The 20,769-nt window shown below is 41.8% G+C and carries 22 protein-coding genes; 9 read left to right on the top strand and 13 right to left on the bottom strand.

The annotated features are described in order from the left end of the window. Positions 1-163: 163 nt before the first annotated feature. Positions 164-667 carry an antibiotic biosynthesis monooxygenase family protein gene (locus ON01_RS04855; RefSeq protein WP_010529881.1) on the top strand — a complete coding sequence of 168 codons (504 nt, stop codon included), beginning with the start codon at positions 164-166 and terminating at the stop codon, positions 665-667. 27 nt (positions 668-694) lie between these two features. Here ON01_RS04855 and ON01_RS04850 read toward each other — a convergent pair whose 3' ends face one another. The 3 genes from ON01_RS04850 to ON01_RS04840 form a co-directional block, all read right to left on the bottom strand. Further along, a complete protein-coding gene (locus ON01_RS04850) occupies positions 695-1,204 on the bottom strand; it encodes a thioredoxin family protein (protein WP_010529880.1) in 510 nt (169 codons plus the stop codon). Between the two features lie 3 nt (positions 1,205-1,207). Continuing rightward, complete coding sequence (locus tag ON01_RS04845; protein ID WP_010529879.1) at positions 1,208-1,636, bottom strand: disulfide oxidoreductase; 429 nt, start codon at positions 1,634-1,636, stop codon at positions 1,208-1,210. Positions 1,637-1,802: 166 nt separating this feature from the next. Next, positions 1,803-2,435 (bottom strand): phosphatase PAP2 family protein, encoded by a 633-nt coding sequence (locus tag ON01_RS04840; RefSeq protein WP_010529878.1) that lies wholly within the window; start codon positions 2,433-2,435, stop codon positions 1,803-1,805. 144 nt (positions 2,436-2,579) lie between these two features. Between ON01_RS04840 and ON01_RS04835 the strand changes: the two genes are divergently transcribed. After that, complete coding sequence (locus ON01_RS04835; RefSeq protein ID WP_010529877.1) at positions 2,580-3,014, top strand: ferritin-like domain-containing protein; 435 nt, start codon at positions 2,580-2,582, stop codon at positions 3,012-3,014. Positions 3,015-3,218: 204 nt separating this feature from the next. Continuing rightward, the gene (locus tag ON01_RS04830) at positions 3,219-4,388 is read left to right on the top strand and encodes a M20 family metallopeptidase (protein ID WP_010529876.1); all 1,170 of its coding nucleotides are present in this window, start codon (positions 3,219-3,221) and stop codon (positions 4,386-4,388) included. A 40-nt stretch (positions 4,389-4,428) separates the two neighbouring features. Here the strand turns inward: ON01_RS04830 and ON01_RS04825 are convergent, their stop codons facing one another. Together ON01_RS04825 and ON01_RS04820 are read right to left on the bottom strand one after the other, a co-directional pair. Continuing rightward, on the bottom strand, positions 4,429-5,643 hold the full coding sequence (locus tag ON01_RS04825; RefSeq protein WP_010529875.1) for an ABC transporter permease: 1,215 nt from the start codon (positions 5,641-5,643) through the stop codon (positions 4,429-4,431). Then, entirely contained in the window at positions 5,636-6,379 is a 744-nt protein-coding gene (locus tag ON01_RS04820) for an ABC transporter ATP-binding protein (protein WP_010529874.1), read from the bottom strand. Before ON01_RS04820 ends, ON01_RS04825 begins: the two co-directional genes overlap by 8 nt. Before the next feature lie 563 nt (positions 6,380-6,942). On the opposite strand from ON01_RS04820, the gene ON01_RS04815 reads away from it, so the two are divergent. The 3 genes from ON01_RS04815 to ON01_RS04805 all read left to right on the top strand — a co-directional run bounded on the left by ON01_RS04815 (position 6,943) and on the right by ON01_RS04805 (position 8,696). Continuing rightward, complete coding sequence (locus ON01_RS04815; RefSeq protein WP_010529873.1) at positions 6,943-7,368, top strand: HIT family protein; 426 nt, start codon at positions 6,943-6,945, stop codon at positions 7,366-7,368. Between the two features lie 190 nt (positions 7,369-7,558). Beyond that, positions 7,559-8,080: a tryptophan transporter gene (locus ON01_RS04810; protein WP_010529872.1), complete on the top strand. Its 522-nt coding sequence runs from the start codon at positions 7,559-7,561 to the stop codon at positions 8,078-8,080. A 259-nt stretch (positions 8,081-8,339) separates the two neighbouring features. After that, on the top strand, positions 8,340-8,696 hold the full coding sequence (locus ON01_RS04805) for a YtxH domain-containing protein (RefSeq protein ID WP_010529871.1): 357 nt from the start codon (positions 8,340-8,342) through the stop codon (positions 8,694-8,696). Positions 8,697-8,936: 240 nt separating this feature from the next. On the opposite strand, the gene ON01_RS04800 is transcribed toward ON01_RS04805, so the two are convergent. From ON01_RS04800 to ON01_RS04790, 3 genes are all read right to left on the bottom strand, one after another. Beyond that, the gene (locus ON01_RS04800; protein WP_010529870.1) at positions 8,937-9,899 is read right to left on the bottom strand and encodes a glycine betaine ABC transporter substrate-binding protein; all 963 of its coding nucleotides are present in this window, start codon (positions 9,897-9,899) and stop codon (positions 8,937-8,939) included. 83 nt (positions 9,900-9,982) lie between these two features. Continuing rightward, positions 9,983-10,822 (bottom strand): ABC transporter permease, encoded by an 840-nt coding sequence (locus tag ON01_RS04795; protein ID WP_010529869.1) that lies wholly within the window; start codon positions 10,820-10,822, stop codon positions 9,983-9,985. Next, positions 10,815-12,029: a quaternary amine ABC transporter ATP-binding protein gene (locus tag ON01_RS04790; RefSeq protein WP_010529868.1), complete on the bottom strand. Its 1,215-nt coding sequence runs from the start codon at positions 12,027-12,029 to the stop codon at positions 10,815-10,817. Before ON01_RS04790 ends, ON01_RS04795 begins: the two co-directional genes overlap by 8 nt. Before the next feature lie 491 nt (positions 12,030-12,520). Here ON01_RS04790 and ON01_RS04785 point away from each other — a divergent pair, with 491 nt between their 5' ends. Further along, positions 12,521-12,994, top strand: coding sequence for a GbsR/MarR family transcriptional regulator (locus tag ON01_RS04785; RefSeq protein ID WP_010529867.1), 474 nt, complete (start codon positions 12,521-12,523; stop codon positions 12,992-12,994). A gap of 345 nt (positions 12,995-13,339) precedes the next feature. Here ON01_RS04785 and ON01_RS04780 read toward each other — a convergent pair whose 3' ends face one another. Continuing rightward, positions 13,340-13,681: a DUF1878 family protein gene (locus ON01_RS04780; RefSeq protein ID WP_040912289.1), complete on the bottom strand. Its 342-nt coding sequence runs from the start codon at positions 13,679-13,681 to the stop codon at positions 13,340-13,342. Between the two features lie 181 nt (positions 13,682-13,862). Here ON01_RS04780 and ON01_RS04775 point away from each other — a divergent pair, with 181 nt between their 5' ends. Both ON01_RS04775 and ON01_RS04765 read left to right on the top strand, forming a co-directional pair. Next, on the top strand, positions 13,863-14,420 hold the full coding sequence (locus ON01_RS04775; RefSeq protein WP_010529865.1) for a DUF3267 domain-containing protein: 558 nt from the start codon (positions 13,863-13,865) through the stop codon (positions 14,418-14,420). A 382-nt stretch (positions 14,421-14,802) separates the two neighbouring features. Next, complete coding sequence (locus ON01_RS04765) at positions 14,803-15,813, top strand: peptidylprolyl isomerase (RefSeq protein ID WP_010529863.1); 1,011 nt, start codon at positions 14,803-14,805, stop codon at positions 15,811-15,813. Between the two features lie 82 nt (positions 15,814-15,895). Here the strand turns inward: ON01_RS04765 and ON01_RS04760 are convergent, their stop codons facing one another. From ON01_RS04760 to ON01_RS04745, 4 genes are all read right to left on the bottom strand, one after another. Next, a complete protein-coding gene (locus tag ON01_RS04760; protein ID WP_010529862.1) occupies positions 15,896-16,090 on the bottom strand; it encodes a sporulation YhaL family protein in 195 nt (64 codons plus the stop codon). A gap of 82 nt (positions 16,091-16,172) precedes the next feature. Beyond that, positions 16,173-17,120, bottom strand: coding sequence for a 3'-5' exoribonuclease YhaM (gene yhaM, locus ON01_RS04755; protein WP_010529861.1), 948 nt, complete (start codon positions 17,118-17,120; stop codon positions 16,173-16,175). Between the two features lie 45 nt (positions 17,121-17,165). Further along, positions 17,166-17,735 (bottom strand): transcriptional regulator, encoded by a 570-nt coding sequence (locus ON01_RS04750; RefSeq protein WP_010529860.1) that lies wholly within the window; start codon positions 17,733-17,735, stop codon positions 17,166-17,168. Positions 17,736-17,808: 73 nt separating this feature from the next. Then, the gene (locus tag ON01_RS04745; protein WP_010529859.1) at positions 17,809-20,769 is read right to left on the bottom strand and encodes an ATP-binding protein; all 2,961 of its coding nucleotides are present in this window, start codon (positions 20,767-20,769) and stop codon (positions 17,809-17,811) included.

Genomic DNA, 20,769 nt, shown 5'->3' with positions numbered 1-20,769 from the left:
GTGAATTCACCTCAGAATTAGTATACGACAATTTTTGCAGTGACGAAAGAATTATACTTGCTGTTAGATAATAACAATTCTAAATAGTTAACAAAGACTAACGCTTAAACAAAACGGGTATGTTAAAATAGTAATGAACCAGACTTCGTTAGGGGGTAGCAAGATGAAGGCATTTATGACGAAAGGAACATTCGACTTTTTGAAAAAGCTGCCGGAAAAACATACGAATATTGATTTTTATTTTATGCGTGAAAGCGGCAGTACTTTAGTTTACTACGAAAATGAAAAGAAAAACATCTTTGCTTCAGGCAAGGAATATGAAACGGTCACCACAAGTGGCACATTAAAAGAAAATGGTTATGTTGTCATGAACAATATCCCGGTGGCTGATGACGGAATGCCAACATTTGAGGACAAATTTAAACAAAGCCAGCAGAATGTGGAATCAATGCCCGGCTTTCAGGCATTCCGATTACTACGCCCCAAAAAAGGCAACACCTATGTCGTCATGACCCAATGGGCTTCAGAAGCTGACTTTGATAACTGGAGGAACTCGGATCAATTTAAGCAGGCACACAAAGATGGCAGCGACGTTAAACCACCGGCATACTTCCTAGACAGACCGTTTGTAACAAAATATCATATGATTGGTATGGAGGACGCCTAACCATAAAACAAGCAAGCCGGGTTCCCCCTAGCTTGCTTGTTCTCCACTGTTTCCTGACCCGTCAGCGGCATATTCATTAAAAAATGCCCGGAATATGTCATTCGATTGGGCCCCGTTCACACGGTCGACCTCTTCGCCATTTTCAAAGTATACAAGTGTTGGTGTACTCTCAATCCCATATGTTCCCCAGGCAGCCTGAAATTCAAGCAGGTTCAGTTTTTTCATATCGACTCCCATATCTTCCACAATCGGCATAAGCCTTGGTGTTAGTTCCTGGCAGTGCGGACATGTCGGATCATAAAAATAAACCATCATATCTTCGCCGTTGTTCAGTTTTGTTTCCAATTCATCCGGCAAAATCTGGTTCTGGTAGTCGGGATTATCCAGTTGATCGATAGTTGCCTGATGCAGGTCATCTGTACCGTATGGATTATCACCGTCGCCGGTCGCCTGCTGATTTTTATAATCAATCACAAAATAAAGGGCGGCAAATAACACGACAATCGACCCTATAATAATCAGCATTTTCTTTTTCATTCATTAATTCCTCCCGCGTTTTTTCAGCAGCATGATATGCAATACAACTATAACGATAAAAGCGATGCCTGCTAAAAATGGTATCGTGATAAAACCAAAATAATTCACATATTCCGTGTTGCAGGGAACTGCACCACATGACCCCCCTGCTTCCTGCAGAGCCGGCAATTTTTGCACCAAATAATGGTATAGCGAGATAAACATGCCGATCCCGCTCAGAATAAGGCCCGGTAGCGCAATGGACAAGTCCTTCTTAATAAGAGCCGTCCCGTAGATAACGACCAGCGGATACATAAATATCCGTTGCAGCCAGCATAGTTCGCACGGCACATAGCCCATGAATTCTGAGAAAAACAGACTGCCCAGTGTGGCGATAAGTGACTGAGTCCATATTATCATGAGCAATGTCTCATTCGTCTTTTTATTTTCCATATGGACGCCCTCTCATGTCATTTTCTTACGTATTATACAGGCAATTAAGACGAAAAATCAAAAAGTAAGTCCTCATATATTTAATCATTTGCTTGAATTAAGGCATTTTTGTGAACATAAACGGTAGCTTGTGTCCAGTCATGGACCTTCAGTTTTAAGACGGAGATTATCCTCTTGAGGACTGCAGCCATTCATAAAAATAGATCAAGCCAATTAAGTAGATCAAACCAAAAACGAACCCGGCAAGAACATCTGTTAAATAGTGAACATTAATGACATACCGGCTTATCCCAATCAAAAAAACAAGCAATGCAAGACTAATTTGAGCGGTTAAAACACCCCGGAGCGACGTCATTTTTTTGACCAGAAAATAAGCCAACAGCCCATAACATACCATTGAAACCATAGCATGTCCGGACGGAAAACTAAACCCTTCAGCATTAGCGGCAACAAAAATACTTGGGCGTTCACGCTCAACAAGATGTTTGATAAGTATATTAAGCCTATGGCTGCTCAACGTGCCCAGAGCAAATATCAGTGCCGGCAGCCAGTCCCGAAAAACGGACAACAGCACAAGTGTCACTAGAATCGTCAAAGGGGTTAAAAAGGTGACAGAGCCCAATTCTGTGACCCAGTGAAAAAATGTGAAAACAGCGGAGCCGTCCACTATTTCAACGAGGCCGCGAGTCAATTGATCAACATAAAGGGTTTCGCCGCTGATGATCCGAAACACCCAAATGCCAATCGTTAATAACGCGATTAACAAAAACAATACAAAATAACGCCGTCTACCCCACACGTTCAAACCCTCCTGGAGCCATCATACCTTATTTTCCCCTGTCATAACAGGCAGTTAATTTTCCATTTCAATCTCATGTTTCAAAAAAATACGAAAGGGAATGGTAGTTATGTGCTCATTATATATGAAAGGTTGGGATATAGTATGAATCAGGATCTTCAAAATTTAATTGATGGACTGAACGAAGATTTGTCACACGAATATGCAGCGGCCATTCAATATACGTATAGTGCGTCGGTTGTTTCCGGATTATATCGTTCCGCATTGAAGCCTTTTTTCGAAGGCGAAATCAATGACGAGATGGGCCATGCGCTCTACTTGTCCGAAAAAATTAAGTCACTAGGCGGAACACCAACGACAGAATCCGCTGACGTGCCGCAGCCAGAAGAAGTAAAAGATTTACTGGAAGCTTCACTGGAAGCTGAAAAAGCTACTATCGACCGTTATGAGAAACGCAAGCAACAAGCAGAGAAGTTAGGCTACACCGAGCTTGTTGTTAAAATTGAAGATATGATCGCAGACGAAACAGGTCATAAAGAAGAAATACAACGGTTATTAACCGATCCAAGAGTTAACTAAAAAATAACGGCTGCCCCGATGCTATCCGGGACAGCTGTTTTATTTTTGCCGCTGATGTTTTCAGTCTTCTACTGATGTTACGGTTCTTCTACCGATAATCGCGCTTTTCTGCTCATATTTCTACAGCCACCTCACTAAAATCCAACATCCCGTACCACTTAAATGTTATAATTATCGAAACACAGATAAAAAGGAGGTATTCCTTTGTTACAGGAGATACATAATAAGTTGGATGAACTTTACCCAGAAATGGTCAACATTCGGCGCTATTTGCATCAATATCCGGAAGTATCATTTCAAGAAACCAAAACAGCCCAATATATCGCTGACTTTTACGAAAATCTGGGTGTCCCCTATCAGGCAAATGTCGGCGGAAATGGTGTGGTGGCAACGCTAAAAGGAGGGAAGCCGGGCAGGAAAATTGCGCTTCGTGCGGATTTTGATGCGCTTCCGATTCAGGATGAGAAGGATGTCCCCTATAAATCAAAGGTCGACGGTGTGATGCACGCGTGTGGTCACGACGGGCATACAGCACAACTGCTCACGCTTGCCAAGACAATGAAAACATTTCAGCAGGATTTACCTGGGACCATTGTATTTCTGCACCAGCATGCAGAGGAATACGCGCCGGGCGGGGCTAAGCCGATAATTGAATCAGGCGTACTCGATGATGTCGACGCGGTTTTCGGAACCCATCTCTGGGCAACGACGCCGTTTCGCGTTCTGCAGACATCAAAGGACGTCTTTATGGCCGGCCCCGACCGCTTTGAGATAACACTACAGGGACAGGGCGGTCATGGCGGCTATCCGCATCAGACAAAAGACGCCATTACAATCGGATCACAACTCGTGTCGCAGCTTCAGCAAATTGTTTCGAGGCGTCTCGATCCGCTGGAAACGGCAGTGATCACGATCGGACAATTTGAAGCAGGAACTGCATTCAACGTTATCGCTGATAAAGCAAGGCTTGTCGGTACAGTTCGTTACTTAAAAAAAGATATTCAGGAACAAATCATCAGTGAGATGGAAAAGCTTATTGAAGGCACTTGCATCGCTAATGATATTACCTATTCATTCAATTATGAAAAAGGCTATCCGCCGCTCGTCAACAACTCAGAGGAAGCCGAACTGGTTCTTGAAGCGGCAGACGATATTGACGATATTGAAATAGGTGAAGAGGTCAAACCCGTCATGGCCGGAGAGGATTTTGCCTATTACACAATGGAAAAACCAGGCGCCTTCTTTTTCACAGGCGCACAAAAAGAAGGCCATAGCTACCCGCATCATCACCCGAAATTTGATATTGAAGAACGTGCCATGCTCATCGCAGCCAAAACGTTAATTACAGCGTATTTTAAATATCAGGAGAAATGAGCAGAAAAAGAGGCTGGTCCCCAAACGGATCAGCCTCTTTCTATTCAATTAACTTTTTCTTGACGTATCCCTGTATGAACAAATAATTAAAGACAGTTCCGCCAATAAGCACTGCCAGCATACCAATCCATTCCTGCATACTTGCAAAGAGCACGGCAAAAATAATGGTCTGAATCAATGTCAGCTGAAATAAAAGCTTAATCAGCGATTGCTGGCGCACCCCTTCATCTACCGGGTAGAGGTCAAGCCACATAACTGTGCGATGGTGATGGTACAATGTCATCATCTGAAAAGCACTCATGTATAAAAACAGCAGTGCAAACAACAGTTTCATCCAAATGTTCGGAACAAAATAAATGAACAATCCGCCGATCATAATCAACCTGAGATACATCCCCAGATAGTCTCCGCTGCGGACAAACGAAATCCGGTATAAATAATCAAATGTAAATCGATTGGCAAATGGCACCTTACTTACAAGCGCCACGAGCCAATGTCTGCCTTTCACGCGATTTTTTAAATGCGGAACATCTGTAAACATATTGGCGATGCGGTAAAATGTCTGCATCCGGTTCTGGTCTTTTTCCACCAGCAAATCCCAGACAATGCCGGGCTGTTTACCTGAAACATTTAAATCATACAAAAACACAAGTGTAAACAGAACTGTTGTGACACCCGCCCAAAGCATTTCACCTTCTATGATAAAATAGAAAACAGCCACGTTCAGCAGTACCCGTACTACCTGGTCAACCTGCCGCATTCCAGGTTCCCTGATTTTCAGCATCCACCAGTTAGCGATCAGATTCCCGAATTTAAATATGAGCACTATAAGCAATGTCAGTAAATAAACGCTGCCAGCCCGGTCCGGATAAGAAGCAAAATATAACGGACCAAACGCAGCCCCGGCAAGCAATATAATATAAAGCTGGATAACAAAGCTGTAGATCAGAGCGTCACGGAAGTAGGGCCCCATCCTATTCTCTGCGGCAATCAGAAAAACAAGATCCGGTTCTTTCAGCAATGTTCGGACTGGGCTATAGCTGACAAGCAGCCCGAATGTTACCCCAACAATCCACGCCGTCGGAAAATCATCAGGAAGATTTGCAAGCCACTGCTGGTAATAGTAGGCTGCTGCTGATACAAAAAAGAACATCGCAAACGCAATATGTCCATTAAAAATGTAGCGCAGATATCGGCTTGTTTCTTTCAGATGCGCCGCGAACCGCTGTTTAAAAAATGCATGTGAATTAAACATGATGATCTTCCTTTGTCAATTCCACATATAAATCATCAAGCGCTGCCTCAGGCATATTAAAATCTCTGCGCAATTCCTCCAGTGTGCCCACCGCCCGGATTTCGCCTTCATGCAGAATGATGAACCGATCACAGTTACGTTCAGCAGTGGCCAGGATATGGGTTGACATTAACACACCAGATCCGTTTGCCTTCATGTTATCCATTAACTGCAAATAGGATTTGATGCCAAGCGGATCAAGACCGACGAACGGCTCGTCCACGATATATAATGGCGGCTCAATCAAAAAGGCACACATAATCATCACTTTCTGCCGCATGCCCTTTGAAAAATGGGTCGGGAACCATTTCAGCCGTTTTTCCATGCGAAACTCTTTCAAGAGTGGCGGAAGGCGTTTTTCAAAATCCTCCTCGGGTATATTATAAGCCATCGCCGTGAGCCTCAGATGCTCATATAATGTCAATTCATCATATAAAATCGGCATTTCTGGTATGTATGCCATCTGGTTCCGGTACGTTTTCGGATTTTCCTGGAAGGTTTCCCCATTTACCGCAACCTTTCCCTTTTTAGCATGCATCAAACCGATAATATGTTTAATGGTCGTACTCTTACCAGCACCATTCAGCCCAATCAACCCAACAATTTCACCCGGATAGACGTCAAATGAAATGCCGTTCAGTACGTTTTTATGTGTATAACCGCCATGCAAGTCAGCGATATGTAATAAAGGTTCCACAAATCCTGCCTCCCAATTGTCACTTAGTTAAAATTTTACCATGTTTCATGTAACGTGCCAAAGCAAATTCTTCGACAAATAATGTGTATAAAAAGAAACGAACGGTTAACACTAACAAATGAAGTTAAGTGGATGAGCAAAATCATATAATTTCGCGCTGAACCCAAATGAGGTGTCTGTGATCGATAATTAAATGATTGACCCATTTAAGGATAACTTGCAAAGTATTTTCGGATACGAACGCAAATACCTTACCGTACCATCTAATGCTTTAAACCATTTTGCCGGATCATCCCAATCAATTGGGATTCGACAAATCGGTTTTTGTAACGTTAAAAGCTATACGCGATTGACGGTTAACAAGTCCCCGAACGTTAGATGCTTTGCCATCCGCTTGCTTCCTAATGCAGGCAGGCCCACCTAAAGAATGGGCCTTGCCTGTTTATTTTTTATACCTAAACATAGTTCTCCCCTCTCCCGGCTTTACTTTTCACCTGATTTCTTTATACAATGAATTCAAAGCGTTTTTGAACAATCATTAAATATGTATAGGAGTGATAGGCATGGCGCATGAGGATTGTATTTTTTGCAAAATTATTGATGGAGAACTCCCCTCAGCAAAAGTTTATGAAGATGAAGCTGTATACGCATTCCTAGATATCAGCCAGGTAACAAAGGGACATACATTGGTGATCCCGAAAACTCATACAAAAAACATCTATGAAACACCGCCTGAAGTGGCAAGCGAATTATTCCAACGTATTCCGTCAATCACAAACGCCATTAAAAAAGTCTATAAACCAGCCGGCATGAATCTGCTTAACAATAATGAGAAACCGGCAGACCAGTCAGTCTTTCACCTGCATATCCATCTCCTCCCGCGATATGGTGAAGATGATGGCTTCTCATTCAATTGGCAGGTGCATGAAGACGATTATTCACAGGAAGACCTGCAGCAAATTGCCACAGAAATCAATGAAGCGATTTAAAGGTAACAGTGCGCGCCAAAAAAGTGGTTAAAAAGGACCATATACTTTTTGAACAGCCTTTAATAATTAGAAAATTTATACTGTTTATTTGAATCCATTTCTGTTATAATAAGATTATGCTTTCGCAGGCGGCAATGAGGGCACGTCTGGAAGGTGCAAAATAGTTTAGCTGAGAAGAGGAGAGGTAAAAGTGAATACAAGAGTTTTGGTATTTTTATCATTGTTATTGGGGATTGGTGCTGTTTTACATTTTATCATTCCGCCTTTTATTTACGGGATGAAGCCAGATATGCTGCTTTCTATGATGTTTTTGGGGATTATGATGTTCCCAAAGGCAAAATATGTACTGATATTATCTGTGGCTGCAGGTTTTATTTCTGCATTGACAACCCAGACACCGGGCGGTCAGATTGCCAATATGATCGACAAACCAATTACAGGGATACTGTTTTTCGGACTGCTGCTATTGGTTAAAGATCGTATAAACGTTAAAATAAACGTCCCTGTATTAACAGCTGTCGGAACCATGATTAGCGGATCAATATTTATAACCGTTGCTCTCTTTATTATCGGACTCATGGAAGGAGCTTTTCCTGTTCTGTTCGGTACAATCGTATTGCCTGCAGCTGTGTTAAATACGGCGTTTATGATGGTTGTTTACCCAATCGTGCAGAACATTTTAAAACAGACGCAACCACTCAGCACCGCCTGATTACACATGATGACCGTTATATCAATCCTCTGGCACAATCAAACTGTCAGAGGGTTTTTAAAATGATTGATAAAGTGAAACTTCATTCAGTGGGGTGCTTTTCCCCACTGAATGTTAGTTGAACAAAAACGGGCATTTAAAGACAGTTAGCCGCCGTTCTTTGGTGGATTACTGGCCATTAGATGCGGGATCAAATAACGTTTTATATCCTGAACCGCAAAAGAGAAGTGCATCGAGTCTTTGAAAGGAGCGTTACTCTATGGGCAAGGGAAAATCATTAATCCTGGGAATTATACTGGGAGGCGCAGTCAGTGCTGCTGCCGCATTGTTAAGCACACCTGAATCAGGCAAAAACATACGAAGTCGTGCCAAAGAACAAAGCATTGAATGGAAAGAGTTGTTTGAAAAACTAAAAAATGACAGCCTTAAGCTAAAAGAACAGCTTACTAAAACCTCTAAAGAAGGCGCCGTCCTCGCCAGAGAGCTGACACAGGAAATGAAAAGCTCAGTAGAAGATTGGAAAAAAACAGTGGAGCCCCACCAGGAAAGCATCCATCAATACTTGGAAGACATAGAGTCAAGCTTGAGGGACTTGGAAGACAAAGTAAGTGAGTAAAGTGAAACTTCAATCAGTGGGACGGTTTCCCCCGCTGATGGCTAGTTGAACAAAATCGGGCATACAGGGACAGTGACCGCCGTTTTTAGGTGGAGTACTGTCCCTTACATGTGGAAAAAATCCCCCCTGCTGCTTTTTCCGCTGCAACAGTCGGGGGAGTTTTAATATCATCATACAATTTGAACATAATAAAGCTGCCCCGTATACTGGGGCAGCTTTATTTTAAGTGATTGGTGCGGCTTATTCACCAATGCCTTTTGTCCATTTTTCAAGAAGATCAGGATTATTTTCAAGGAATTGACTTGCTGCATCTGCCGGTTCTGTACCGTTATTGATTTCAACCAACAGCTTGTTCTCCATTTCCGTATCATAATCTTCTAACAGACGCTGCATAACTTCATATGCTGCAGGCGAGTCCTCTTTGAAACTTGTGTGTGCTACGGCTCCAATACGGTCACCTTCACCGCCGTAAACTTCTTTAGGATCTTCAAGCATTTTCAGATCCATTTCTGCGAACATCCAATGTGGTTTCCAGCCCGGAATAATAATGGGCTCTTCATTTTCAATGGCTGACTGCAATTCTGACAGCATGGCACCTTCAGAACTTGATTGCAGATTCCAATTTTCCAGACCATATTCCTCAATTGCTTTTTGCGTATTCTGCATGACGCCAGCACCAGGGTCGATACCGGTGATTGTCCAATCCAGTTTTTCACCCAGTTCCTCATTACCCTTCAGGTCTTCAATGGAGTTAACATCCATATACGATGGTACTGTCATTGCAAGTGGTGCTTTATCCACAAAGTTCCCAAGGTCTTCCACATCGTCGCCATATTGCTCCTGATAGGACTGGTGTGTTGCTGGCAGCCATGAAGCTGTCATAAAGGATGCGTCATCATTGGCAACACTTGTCCACATCGAACCAGCATCAACCTGCTTTGTTTCCACAGAGTACCCTACTTCTTCAAGAACTTGCTTAACCAAAGGCGTACGGGCAATAGCGCCTGCCCAGGAGACGTAAGGGACAGTCAGTTCTGATTCACCCAGTTCGACGCCTCCACTGCTGTCGCCGCCGTCACTGCTGCCGCTGTTTCCGGAGTCGCTGTTACTTCCCTCTTCGCTGCCTCCGCCGCCACATGCTGCCAGTGCAATAACAAGCACAAGCGCCGCAGCTAAGCCTAATAATCTAAGTTTCTTAAACATAAGAAATTGACCTCCCTAAAATAATGTTTTTATATGTTTCGGGTCTCCGCACCATGAATGATGCAGATAACCCGGTAACATGCTTAATCTTTATTTGCCCCTTGTGTAATACGGTCAAGCAGCATCGCAATTATTACAAGGGACAGACCACCTTCAAACCCTGGTCCAATCGCAACCTGCGTAACAGCCCTATAAACGACTGTGCCAAGACCAGGTGCCCCAACCATTGAGGCGATAACAACCATTGACAAAGAAAGCATAATGGTCTGGTTGACACCTGCCATGATTGATGGCATACCCAGTGGTATCTGAACTTTTGTGAGTCTTTGGCCTGTCGATGAACCAAATGCACTGGACGCCTCAATCAACTCCTCGTCCACCTGGCGGATACCCAGGTTTGTCAGCCTGACAGTCGGGGGCATCGAGAAAATAATGGTTGCGACAACACCTGGCACCATACCTAAACTGAAAAAGACAACAGCCGGAATCAGGTAAACAAAAGCCGGCATCGTCTGCATAAAGTCCAGTATGGGGGTCACAATAGCCTGTACAGTATCTTTTTGTGACATCCAGATACCAATAGGAATTCCGATTAGCATTGATATCACAACCGAGACTATTACCAATGCTACTGTTTCAAGCGTTTCCGGCCAATAGCCAAGGTTGTTGATAAGTCCAAGACCAATAAGCGCAAACAGACCGAGTTTCCAGTTCACGATCCACCACGCTATAAGTGCAACTAATACAATCAGTAACAATGGCGGAACAAATTCCAATAACAGTACAAAATTCTCAGTAATAAATTCCAAGACAGTTGTAACCGTGTCAAAAACAACCGAAAAAGAAGCTGTCAAAAAATCAACAAATGACTCAATCCATTGTGCTAATGGAAGTTTAGGGAAAAGCGTTCCTGAATTATCCATCTGTTACGTCACCCCCATTTCCATTCATCACTTCATCATTACCAGCAAGTGCACCGATAATGGCGCCTCTGACAACAATACCGACCAGCTTGCCCGAATCATCAACAACGGAAAGTGGTGCCTTGTCATCGGACATTGGCTCAAATAAATCCGACAGCAGTGTCTCCGGATGAGCGGTTGGAATATCAGATGTAAGAATCTCTTCCAGGCCTTTACCCTCTTTTGCAGCTGTTGCAGCCTGATCTGCGGTGACATACCCAAGCAGCTTTTGCTTTTTATCTACCACATATATAGTTGAAACCCCGTCATTCTTCATTAACTGCAGGGCAACTTTAGGACCCCGATCGACTGCGACAGTTTCAGCCCGCTTCATGACGTGAGCAGCTGTAAGAACTTTTGCAAGGTCAACATCTTCAACGAAGCGTTCAACATAATCGTTGGCAGGATCCATTAAAATCTCTTCAGCTGTGCCGATTTGAACGATGCTTCCATCTTTCATCAGAGCAATTCTGTCACCGATTCTCAGGGCCTCATCCAAATCGTGTGTAATAAAGATGATTGTTTTGTGCACCCGCTGCTGCAAATCCATTAATTCGTCCTGCATATCTTTACGGATTAGTGGGTCCAATGCACTGAATGCCTCGTCCATCAGAAGGATCTCCGGATCATTGGCAAGTGCCCGTGCCAATCCGACACGCTGCTGCATACCCCCGGAAAGCTCACTCGGCCGTTTTTCCAAATAGCCGCCAAGACCTACTAATTCCAGAGCTTCACTGGCTTTTTTCTCCCTTTCTTCACTATCAATACCTTGAATTTCCAGACCGTACTCGGCATTTTTCAGGATTGACTTATGCGGCAGCAATGCAAAGTTTTGAAATACCATGCTCATTTTTTTTCTGCGAACATTACGAAGCTGTTCTTTATTCATTTCTGTTATGTTATCATCGTCAAGCCAAACAGAACCTGAGGTTGGTTCGATCAGGCGATTGAGCATCCGTACAAGTGTAGATTTACCACTGCCGGAAAGTCCCATAATGACAAAGACTTCACCATCTTCAACATCGAATGAAGCCTGATTAACACCTACTGTCATTCCGGTCAGTTCCAGTATTTCATCTTTTGATTTATTTTCTTCAAGGTATTTAATAGCTTGTTTCGGACGCCTCCCGAAAATTTTTGTTAATCGGTCTACCTTGATTTTACTCATGTTCTCACCTCACTTAATTCCGGTAATTTGGTTTCCTTGCTAAATTCTCTCCATGATTTGATTCTAACGTTCGAAAAATTTGTCAGCATTTTTAATATGAAACTATGACAGGGCACTCCGGAGCTGCCTGCCCAAGTTTGCTTTTTCCTCCTTTGTCTATCAATATCAAATAACGAGGATAAAAGTCCTGCAACTTTTTCATCAGATTAAATTCATAAAACAATACCCAAACAGTTCAGTTTGGTTTTACCTTAAATTTATCTAACCCCGCATCGTTCACTCTTAATACTATATAACTACCATACTTAAATTTCAAACATTAAATACTAGTGATTTTGGACATATTTTTCGTACAGTTTAAACTGTACAAAGTTTTGCTATACTATTCTTTTTTTTACTCCTTTTTTCTTTGATTTACTAATCAATTCCATATTTTGATTCCTTATCGTTTTGGTGTAACCTTTATATAGCCGGTCATTTAGGAGGGTATTATGCGAAAATCAACTTTAGAACATGCTACATATGATGTTATTTTAGAGTTTGCTAAAACAATTGAAATGTTTGGCGCAAGCCCATTGGAAGCACGATTATTCGTTTATTTATATTTGCAGGATCAGCCAAAAACGCTTGATGAGATGGGGGAAGCACTGGGGAAAAGCAAAACATCGATGAGCACAAGTATCCGCAGTCTGTCAGATGCCAAACTTGTTACACTTGTATGGAAAAAAGGCGTAAGGAAAGATTTATATGAAGCAAACAATCAGCTATTCAAGCGGTTTATGAGCAATTATGTAAACAAATGGCTTGACGCTTCGAGCCATCAAAAAAATGCTCTTAGAGACATACAGCAGAATCTTGAAGATTATGACACTGAACAGTCCAGAGAGATAGTGGATAATTTAAATAAAATCATTGATTTCCATGAACAAATTGAATCATCATTTCGAAAGCTTCAGCATAACTAAGACAATAAAGCTTAGGAGGCTTGGACAAAACTAAAATGCTCAACACTAAAGACGAACAATTTACGGGGGATTCTAGTCAATGTTTGTATCTGTTATAACTATCGCTTCGGAAAAATACTGCGCTTTCCGGGGGCGGCTGATGAGCCTCCTCGTGCCTTCAGCACTCCGGAGTCTCATCTAAGCCTATGCTCCCCCAGGAGTCTCCGCATTTTTCCTTCGCTGGTTTACGTGAAACCTACTTTACAATAAAATGAAAAATCCGAACTGATTCGAAATCTATCTAAAGAAATTTGAATCACCGTTCGGATTTTCCTTTGCCTTCGATACTTTTATCCCATTCTTTTCTTATACAGCACCATCCTCCAGTATGCCGATAAACTCTTCCATTAAAGAAGGATAATATCCTTCTTTTCTTAATGCATAAATAGTTTTATTCGGCTCCAATTTTTCATTAAGCATACCCGCAAACTGTATTAGCAGTGAGGAAAAATCCAAAAATCCTTCCTCTTTTTGTGTGACGTACTGATGATGTAGGCGTTCCAGTAATTCTAAAAGAACTGCATATTCACCCTTTGTAACATTATTTGCAATAACCATCCTGGTAAATGGATAGTTATTCGTATCAATTGTTCTTGATAACAATTGAAGATAAAAGTTAATTGTTTCATTCTGCTCAGTATTCGCCAACAGAAAGCCCCCCCGGACCAGTGTATCAAATGGACTCAATTCCCGATATGTCACCACTCGAATCCTTTTTAAAAAAGCTAATGTTTTTTGTTAAAAACCTATTGATTTTTATAATCGAACGTACTATGATGCTTAAAGGAAATTCGGATTAAAGGTAACCAAATCACAGGAGGGATCAAAAATGAGTTGCTGGAAAATCATTAATTTCAATAAAGAGTATGGAATAAACAGGTTGTATCTGCAGTCATTTTTGATCGGCCTGCTGGCTTTTATCCTTTTATATGTACCATTTTCCATTAAACACGGAACAATCAGCATGAATGAATCCGGAATTTTTCCATTAATTATCATGGTATGCTGTCTTCCGGTCATACACACATTCATGCATATTCTACCATTAATCATGATGAATAAACGGGCAAGATTGATTTATAAGCGAAACACCATTTTCTTTCCCATTATCAATTATTATACAAAAAAACAGTTGACAAAAAAAGCTTCATTACTTGCTGCGGGAGCGCCAACTTTACTGATTACATTACCCGGCATGACAGCAGCCTATCTGTTCAGTGAATTCTATGTGTACTTCCTGATCTTTACGGCTGTTCATATTGCCATGACGTATACTGACTTTCTGTATATTTCCTATATAGCAAAGGCTCCAAAACAATCATTTATCGAAAACAGAACTAACGAAATTACAATTCTTGTAAAGAATGAAACGAAATCGGCTGTTTAGCCGGTTTCGTTTTGTTATGGAAATTTAATTTTACTCTGTTCAGGATAAAGATCTTTTGGTACAGTATTAAGTATGGGAAATTTCACTTGTTTTAAGGGGGTTTTTCAATGAATTTAATTTTTCCGATATATGCCATTTTTGTGCTTTTTATATTCAATTCGCTCACACAACAATTTTGCACAAAGATGGAAATGAAAGAGAGAAAGCAATCTTCTATGTTTCGTGTTATCAATATCATGATTCTGGTGTTACTCATATCCTCCTATGTGAAAGTATTAAATGCAACAGTATAAGAAAGATGACCTATTTTTTTTGGATAAATATGTGTTATATTTATAAAATAGTTAATGAAAACTGACATTTAAACTAGGAGTGTGCACAAATGAAGAAATCTATAATTGCTGCAGGCCTTACAGCCAGCATTTTAACATTAACCGCCTGCAATTCCGGCAGTGACTCGGAAGTTGTAGCTGAAACAAGTGCCGGAGATGTTACAAAAGAAGAATTTTACCAGGAAATGAAAACACAATCCGGCAAACCAGTTCTTCGTCAGTTGGTCACCGAAAAAGTGCTGAGCAACAACTATGATGTTTCCGAGGAACAAGTCGATAAAGAAGTACAAAAAACAAAGGACCAATTAGGCGATCAATTTGAGATGTTCCTGCAACAGCAAGGATTCCCGGACGAGGAAGCTTATCGCGAAACGATCCGGCTCAGCCTGCTGCAGTTGGAAGCAGCAGCCGAGGATATGGATATTACAGAGGAAGACTTGCAACAGCGATATGAGCGTATGCAAACAGAGATTCAGGCGAGCCACATTTTGGTAGATGAGAAAGAAAAAGCTCAAGACATTAAAAACCAACTGGAAAATGGCGGGGACTTTGCTAAGCTGGCAAAGGAAAATTCCAAGGATAAAAAATCTGCCCAAAACGGCGGGGACCTGGGCTATTTCTCTGCCGGTGATATGGTGCCGGCATTTGAAGATAAGGCATACAGTATGGAAAAAGGATCAGTCAGTGATCCGGTTGAGTCACAGCATGGCTTCCATATTATTAAAGTAACGGACAAGCGTGAAACACAAGAAGATATCGGATCATTCGAGGAAAATAAGGAAACGATTCGCCGGAACATTATAAATCAGAACATCGATGTTCAATCACTGCAGCAAAAAATTAATAAATTGATTCAGGATTCCGATGTTAATGTTAAAGCAGATGGTCTTGAGAACATATTCGAACAACAACAACCAGGACAGGGCTCCGGTCAAGGCAGTCAGAACTCCGGTAATAATCAAGGCTCCAATAGTAATCAAGACTCTGGTAATGGGGAAGGCTCCAGCGATGGTCAAGACTCCGGTGAAAGTAACAATAATTCCGAAGAGGGCCAGGGCTGATATACAAAAAACTGCGGACTCACATAAAATGTGAATCCGCAGTTTTTTGATTGCGCAAGATTTATTCATGCCCGATTTCGCTTTACCGCGACAGCTGTCTTCGTTCCTGTTTCTGCCTGCGCTCTTCTTCAATCCGGTCGATATAAATCCTGCCTTCCTGTTCAATATATTGCTGCTCAAGCCTCTGCTCTGCCCTCATGGCTCGAAATGCCATGAAGCCGCTCACAAAGATGAAAAGAATCATCATAAATACCCACCAAGGCACTCCAAGTATCATGCTATGCCCCCCTTGTCCATGAATCTATTGCATGTATATGACAAAAGAGAGTAAAACATAACCGTTTCAAAGAGTAGATTCTTTAATTTTCTTCAAACAACGGTTTGTAAAATGAGCGGTTATCCAACGCAAATAATCGTTCAGTGAACTCGCCTGGTTTAACTTTATTTAGAGCACGGTTCAATGTATTCATCCGGGCATCAACCAGATCAATTAAATGCAGCAGTTCCGCTTCCCTGATCAATGGTACCTTAGGACTCCCCCATTCTGCCTTTCCATGGTGAGAAAGTATCAAATGCTGTAGAATCAATACTTCCTCCCCTTCAATTTGCAGTTCATTGGCAGTATTTCCGATTTCCTCCACCATCATTGGGATATGCCCGATAAGCCTCCCTTCAAGGGTATACGAAGTAGTTACCACACCTGACAGTTCTTTCACTTTGCCTAAATCGTGCAGTATAATACCTGCGTACAATAAATCCTTATTCGTTTCGGGATATAATACATGTAGCTCCTTCGCGAGTGCAAGCATACTTACAATATGATGTGCTAATCCTGACACATATTCATGATGATTTTTCGTTGCTGCAGGATACGTGAGCAGCGCTTCCTGATACTTTTTGATCAGAGCTCTTACAATCCGCTGCAATGACGGGTTTTGCATCTCAAAAATGGCTTCTGTCAATTTTTCCATTAAAACATCTTTCTCAACAGGAGCTTTCTCCACAAAGTCGGAAGCCTGGACACCGTCTGTCATCTGTGATGGCCGGATGGTAAAGATTTTTAATTGCGGCTTTCCCCTGAATTGATTGACTTCACCGGAGAGCTTGACAATCTGTTCAGGTACAAACACCTCTTCATCTTCTTTCGTTATATCCCACAGCTTTGCTTCGATTTCACCTGTTGCATCACGCAGTATTAATGTTAAAAACGGCTTGCCGTTACTGGCGACTCCCCGTGATGCGGATTTGATCAGAATAAAGCTATCAAATGGGTCACCGATACTGTAATGTCCTATCCCTTTTTTCAATCGTGCCTCCCCCTTCATAAAAAGATAGACCGGTTCATGCTTAATTTACTTGTCTTCTTCCCCTTGCGTTTTCTTTGGTATGTAGTCAAATATCTTACCGGATTCAACAACATAAATGAATTGCATCAGCCAGTTGTAATAATCCTGGGCGTACCTAAGCCTTTCAATATCACGGTCAATCTTGTTCTTAAGCTGTTGATCTGTTGTATTCTCTTTGATTTTTCTTAGTTCAAAAATGGCCTCATCAGCCTCTTCAATATTGGTTTCGGTATGATGCTTCCAGCGATTGGCAAATAATGAGGTGAACGATTTGTACCAGTCCTCCTCTGATTTATATAAATCTTTTCGGATCCCCCGCTTGAAAGTTGATTCGACCATTTTCATATCCGACAGCGCACGAACGCCTGTCGACATGCTGGTTTTGCTCATTTCCAGTGCATCACGCATATCATCCAATGTCATCGGGGTATCTGAAAAATACAGGACTCCATAAAGACGTCCTATTGATGACGTTATTCCATATAAACTCATATTTTTGGCGATGACCTGGATAAACTGTTCAATCGTTTCTTCATATTTTTCTTCTTCAAATGAATGATTCTGATCATTAGACAACGAAATCCCTCCAAAAGCTATTTATAAGAGGTTTTGACTGACAAGTTATCTGAAAACAGTTTACCATTAAAGTCTATAGAATGCTAACAGATTTTTCCGGATCGATTAAGGTTACATTCGCTGATGCTTTCCGGATTTCCTGCTTACATGTGAATAGAATAATCTGTTGACTAAACGATATATCAGATAACAGGCTAAGGATTCGTTTAGTCCGTTTGGGATCAAAGTGGACAAACGCATCATCAATAATAAATGGAAGCCGGTGTTTTTTACTCATCACTTCACTGATCCCCATCCTTAGCGACACATATAACTGATCAACAGTCCCTTGTGATAACTCATCCACCCTGTAATGGATGCCGTCAACGCCCTGGACTCTAAATGGCAGGCTGTTTTCGGGGGGATAAATATCTGTGTATACGTCCCCTGTCAATACATGAAAATAGCGTGCTGCCTTTTCAATGACATCACTTAAATATTTATCACGGTAGTTACGTTTTGCTTCAGCCAGCATTTCCTTTGCTGATTTATAAACAGCCCATTCTTCAGCCAGTTTCTTCAACTGTTCCTGTTCAATAGTAAACCGATGTAATGTCTCCGAATAAGATTCCGAGGATTCCATCTGTGACAAGTCAGCTTCAATATCAGCCCGTTGCTGCCGGTTCCGTTCAATTTCCTTCTCCAAATGGCTGATATCTGCGGCTGTTAGCTCATGTTCAGCATCTAATTTGTCCTCATCGATCAGTTCCCCGGACAGCATCATATCACATTCTTCTTTCTGCAATAATTGTGAAAGCTGCTCCCGCCGTTCACTCAGTTTTTCTGTATGTTTTTCTTTTTCCTCAAACCGCTTACCCTGCTTTAAAAAGCCTTCTTCTGTCTCAGTTCCGGCAACTCTAAGCAGACCGGCTTTTTCCTGTTCGTAAGGTGCCATTTTCTGTTTCATATGTCGCTGACGGCTGGCGTTATCATCATTCCAGTTATCATATTGGGCTATCATAGCCATTCCATTACGATAATCGTCAAGCAATTTATCGATGATTGACAGCTTGTCTTCAATCGATTTGTTGGGCCATTCCCACTTCATATCACGGAAAAACCTGTTGAGTGTTTCTTCAAATTGTCTGCTCTCTCCCATCAGCATCTCAATTTGTTTTTCCTGTTCAGCCTTATTATGAGCCAGATTCAGGATATATTTCAGTGAATGGAAGAAATCCGGCCAATATGCGATATCAACTTGCCTCAAAAAAGGGTATTGCTCATATTGATGACTGATTTGTTCATTCAGCCGATCGCGCCTTACTTGGAGACTGTGCTGTTTTTCCTTGCACTTTAAGAGCTCTATATCATTGGTACGCAGCTGATCATTAATCGAGGACAATTCGCGCTTCCTGTCTTCATTCTCGCCGATTTTCCGATCTGCTTCCAGCTTCTCATTTATGTTGACCTTAGTCGAGGCGGCGGGCGGCCGCGATGACATCAAAGCATCAATGTTTTGCACATACCGCTTACCGGTCAGCCATTGCGCTATCCCCACTGCCAGAGTCAACCCAGCTAAACCATAGAATAATTCATTCCCCAGTGCGATAGCAATTACAACCAGGAACAATGATGCGGTAGCACTGCCAAACAGCCAAAATTTATTACGGCCACTTGTCTCTTTTTTAACCTTCTTCCATTTCCCACTCAGTTGATTAGTATCCTGGTCCTCATATTCCTGATAGCGATAATTGCTGATTTGCTCTCTCAGCCAGCTTTCCTCTGATTCTTCTAGTAAGGACCTAGACAATTCGTTCTGCTGCCCTTTTAAATAGTCCCGTTTTTTGGCAAGCTGCTGCTGTTCTTCTTCCAAGTGGTTCTGGGTTACTGTCAGCTGTTCTTCATTATGTTTCATCTGCTGCCATGTCTTTTCAACATGAAAGGACAATTCAATTGTTTTCAAGTCTTCACTTTGGAGACTACTGTTAAGCTGTTTCAATTCCGTATTGATTTGGAGCTTCAGCTTTTCGATTGAATCCTGAAGATTTTTCAATTCCTGTTGGTTTCCCAAATAAGGTTGTTTCTGGTTGATAATGTCGCTGGCCTTTTCGTAAACAGACGCCTGATGCAGCTCTTTCCGTATGGCATCGCGTTTTTTTTGATATGTTTGTGCATTATCCTGCAAAACCGCCAATTCACTTTTTATTGGAAGCACCTGCTCGTTCAGTTTCTCGATCCGTTCAATGCCGTTTTCCGGAAAAGGAATATGTTCGGGATAAGCAGACCATTGTGCATATTCATGTTTATACGCTTTAATAATTGGCATTGCCTGCTGTTTTTTTCCAATACGATAAGCAGCTTCTTTCTTATTTTCCAATTCCGCCTGCAATTGTCTGATCTCATCTGACAAAGCAAATGCCTCGTTCTTTTTATCCTTATACGTTCTTTCTGTTTTGCGGTATTCATTTAATGAAGCGAATAATTGGTCTAGTGAAGCCAACTGCTGATTCATTTGCGGTTTTTTTCCGCTAGGTTTAAACAATTCTCCGGTTTTGGCATCAAGGTTTTTTTCAATCGTATGAATATTACTGGAGCCGGTTAAACCAATACCCAGCAATACGTCATCGAGTTCACCTTCCCTCATTTTCCTTATATCCAAAAGATCGGTAGCGGAGAAAGAAAATATTGACTGGTAAGTCGCTTTGGTAATACCTTTCAATCGCTCCCGCAACCATGCCTCATCATATGATTTACCATCAATTGTAAAACATATGGCAGAACCATTTTCGACCTCATCAAACCGTTCGATGACAAACTCGCCAATGTCATGATCGTGCATTGTTAGCCTGCCGCCCATTTTTCCACTTGTCTTCGGGCGATAATAGCTGCGTTTTTTCGGAGGCAGACCAAACAGCATAAAGGTAATGAATTGCTGGATGGTCGATTTCCCTGATTCATTTTCGCCGTACATACAAAGGAAGTTGCCGCCCGAGAAATCTATTGTGGTGTCAATCCATTTCCCAAAACCGTGAATTGTTGCCTTCCTAATTTGCAT

The organism is Lentibacillus jeotgali (assembly GCF_000224785.1).
GTDB lineage: Bacteria > Bacillota > Bacilli > Bacillales > Amphibacillaceae > Lentibacillus > Lentibacillus jeotgali.
The sequence above is the reverse complement of the archived record's forward strand: the minus strand, read 5'-3'. Positions and strand labels throughout refer to the sequence as shown.

Bases quoted from the DNA above. Each gene is read 5' to 3' on its own strand.
- ON01_RS04855 (WP_010529881.1), top strand. From the start codon at position 164: ATGAAGGCATTTATGACGAAAGGAACATTCGACTTTTTGAAAAAGCTG.
- ON01_RS04850 (WP_010529880.1), bottom strand. From the start codon at position 1,204: ATGAAAAAGAAAATGCTGATTATTATAGGGTCGATTGTCGTGTTATTT.
- ON01_RS04845 (WP_010529879.1), bottom strand. From the start codon at position 1,636: ATGGAAAATAAAAAGACGAATGAGACATTGCTCATGATAATATGGACT.
- ON01_RS04835 (WP_010529877.1), top strand. From the start codon at position 2,580: ATGAATCAGGATCTTCAAAATTTAATTGATGGACTGAACGAAGATTTG.
- ON01_RS04825 (WP_010529875.1), bottom strand. From the start codon at position 5,643: ATGTTTAATTCACATGCATTTTTTAAACAGCGGTTCGCGGCGCATCTG.
- ON01_RS04815 (WP_010529873.1), top strand. From the start codon at position 6,943: ATGGCGCATGAGGATTGTATTTTTTGCAAAATTATTGATGGAGAACTC.
- ON01_RS04805 (WP_010529871.1), top strand. From the start codon at position 8,340: ATGGGCAAGGGAAAATCATTAATCCTGGGAATTATACTGGGAGGCGCA.
- ON01_RS04800 (WP_010529870.1), bottom strand. From the start codon at position 9,899: ATGTTTAAGAAACTTAGATTATTAGGCTTAGCTGCGGCGCTTGTGCTT.
- ON01_RS04795 (WP_010529869.1), bottom strand. From the start codon at position 10,822: ATGGATAATTCAGGAACGCTTTTCCCTAAACTTCCATTAGCACAATGG.
- ON01_RS04790 (WP_010529868.1), bottom strand. From the start codon at position 12,029: ATGAGTAAAATCAAGGTAGACCGATTAACAAAAATTTTCGGGAGGCGT.
- ON01_RS04785 (WP_010529867.1), top strand. From the start codon at position 12,521: ATGCGAAAATCAACTTTAGAACATGCTACATATGATGTTATTTTAGAG.
- ON01_RS04775 (WP_010529865.1), top strand. From the start codon at position 13,863: ATGAGTTGCTGGAAAATCATTAATTTCAATAAAGAGTATGGAATAAAC.
- ON01_RS04765 (WP_010529863.1), top strand. From the start codon at position 14,803: ATGAAGAAATCTATAATTGCTGCAGGCCTTACAGCCAGCATTTTAACA.
- ON01_RS04760 (WP_010529862.1), bottom strand. From the start codon at position 16,090: ATGATACTTGGAGTGCCTTGGTGGGTATTTATGATGATTCTTTTCATC.
- ON01_RS04745 (WP_010529859.1), bottom strand. From the start codon at position 20,769: ATGCAAATTAGGAAGGCAACAATTCACGGTTTTGGGAAATGGATTGAC.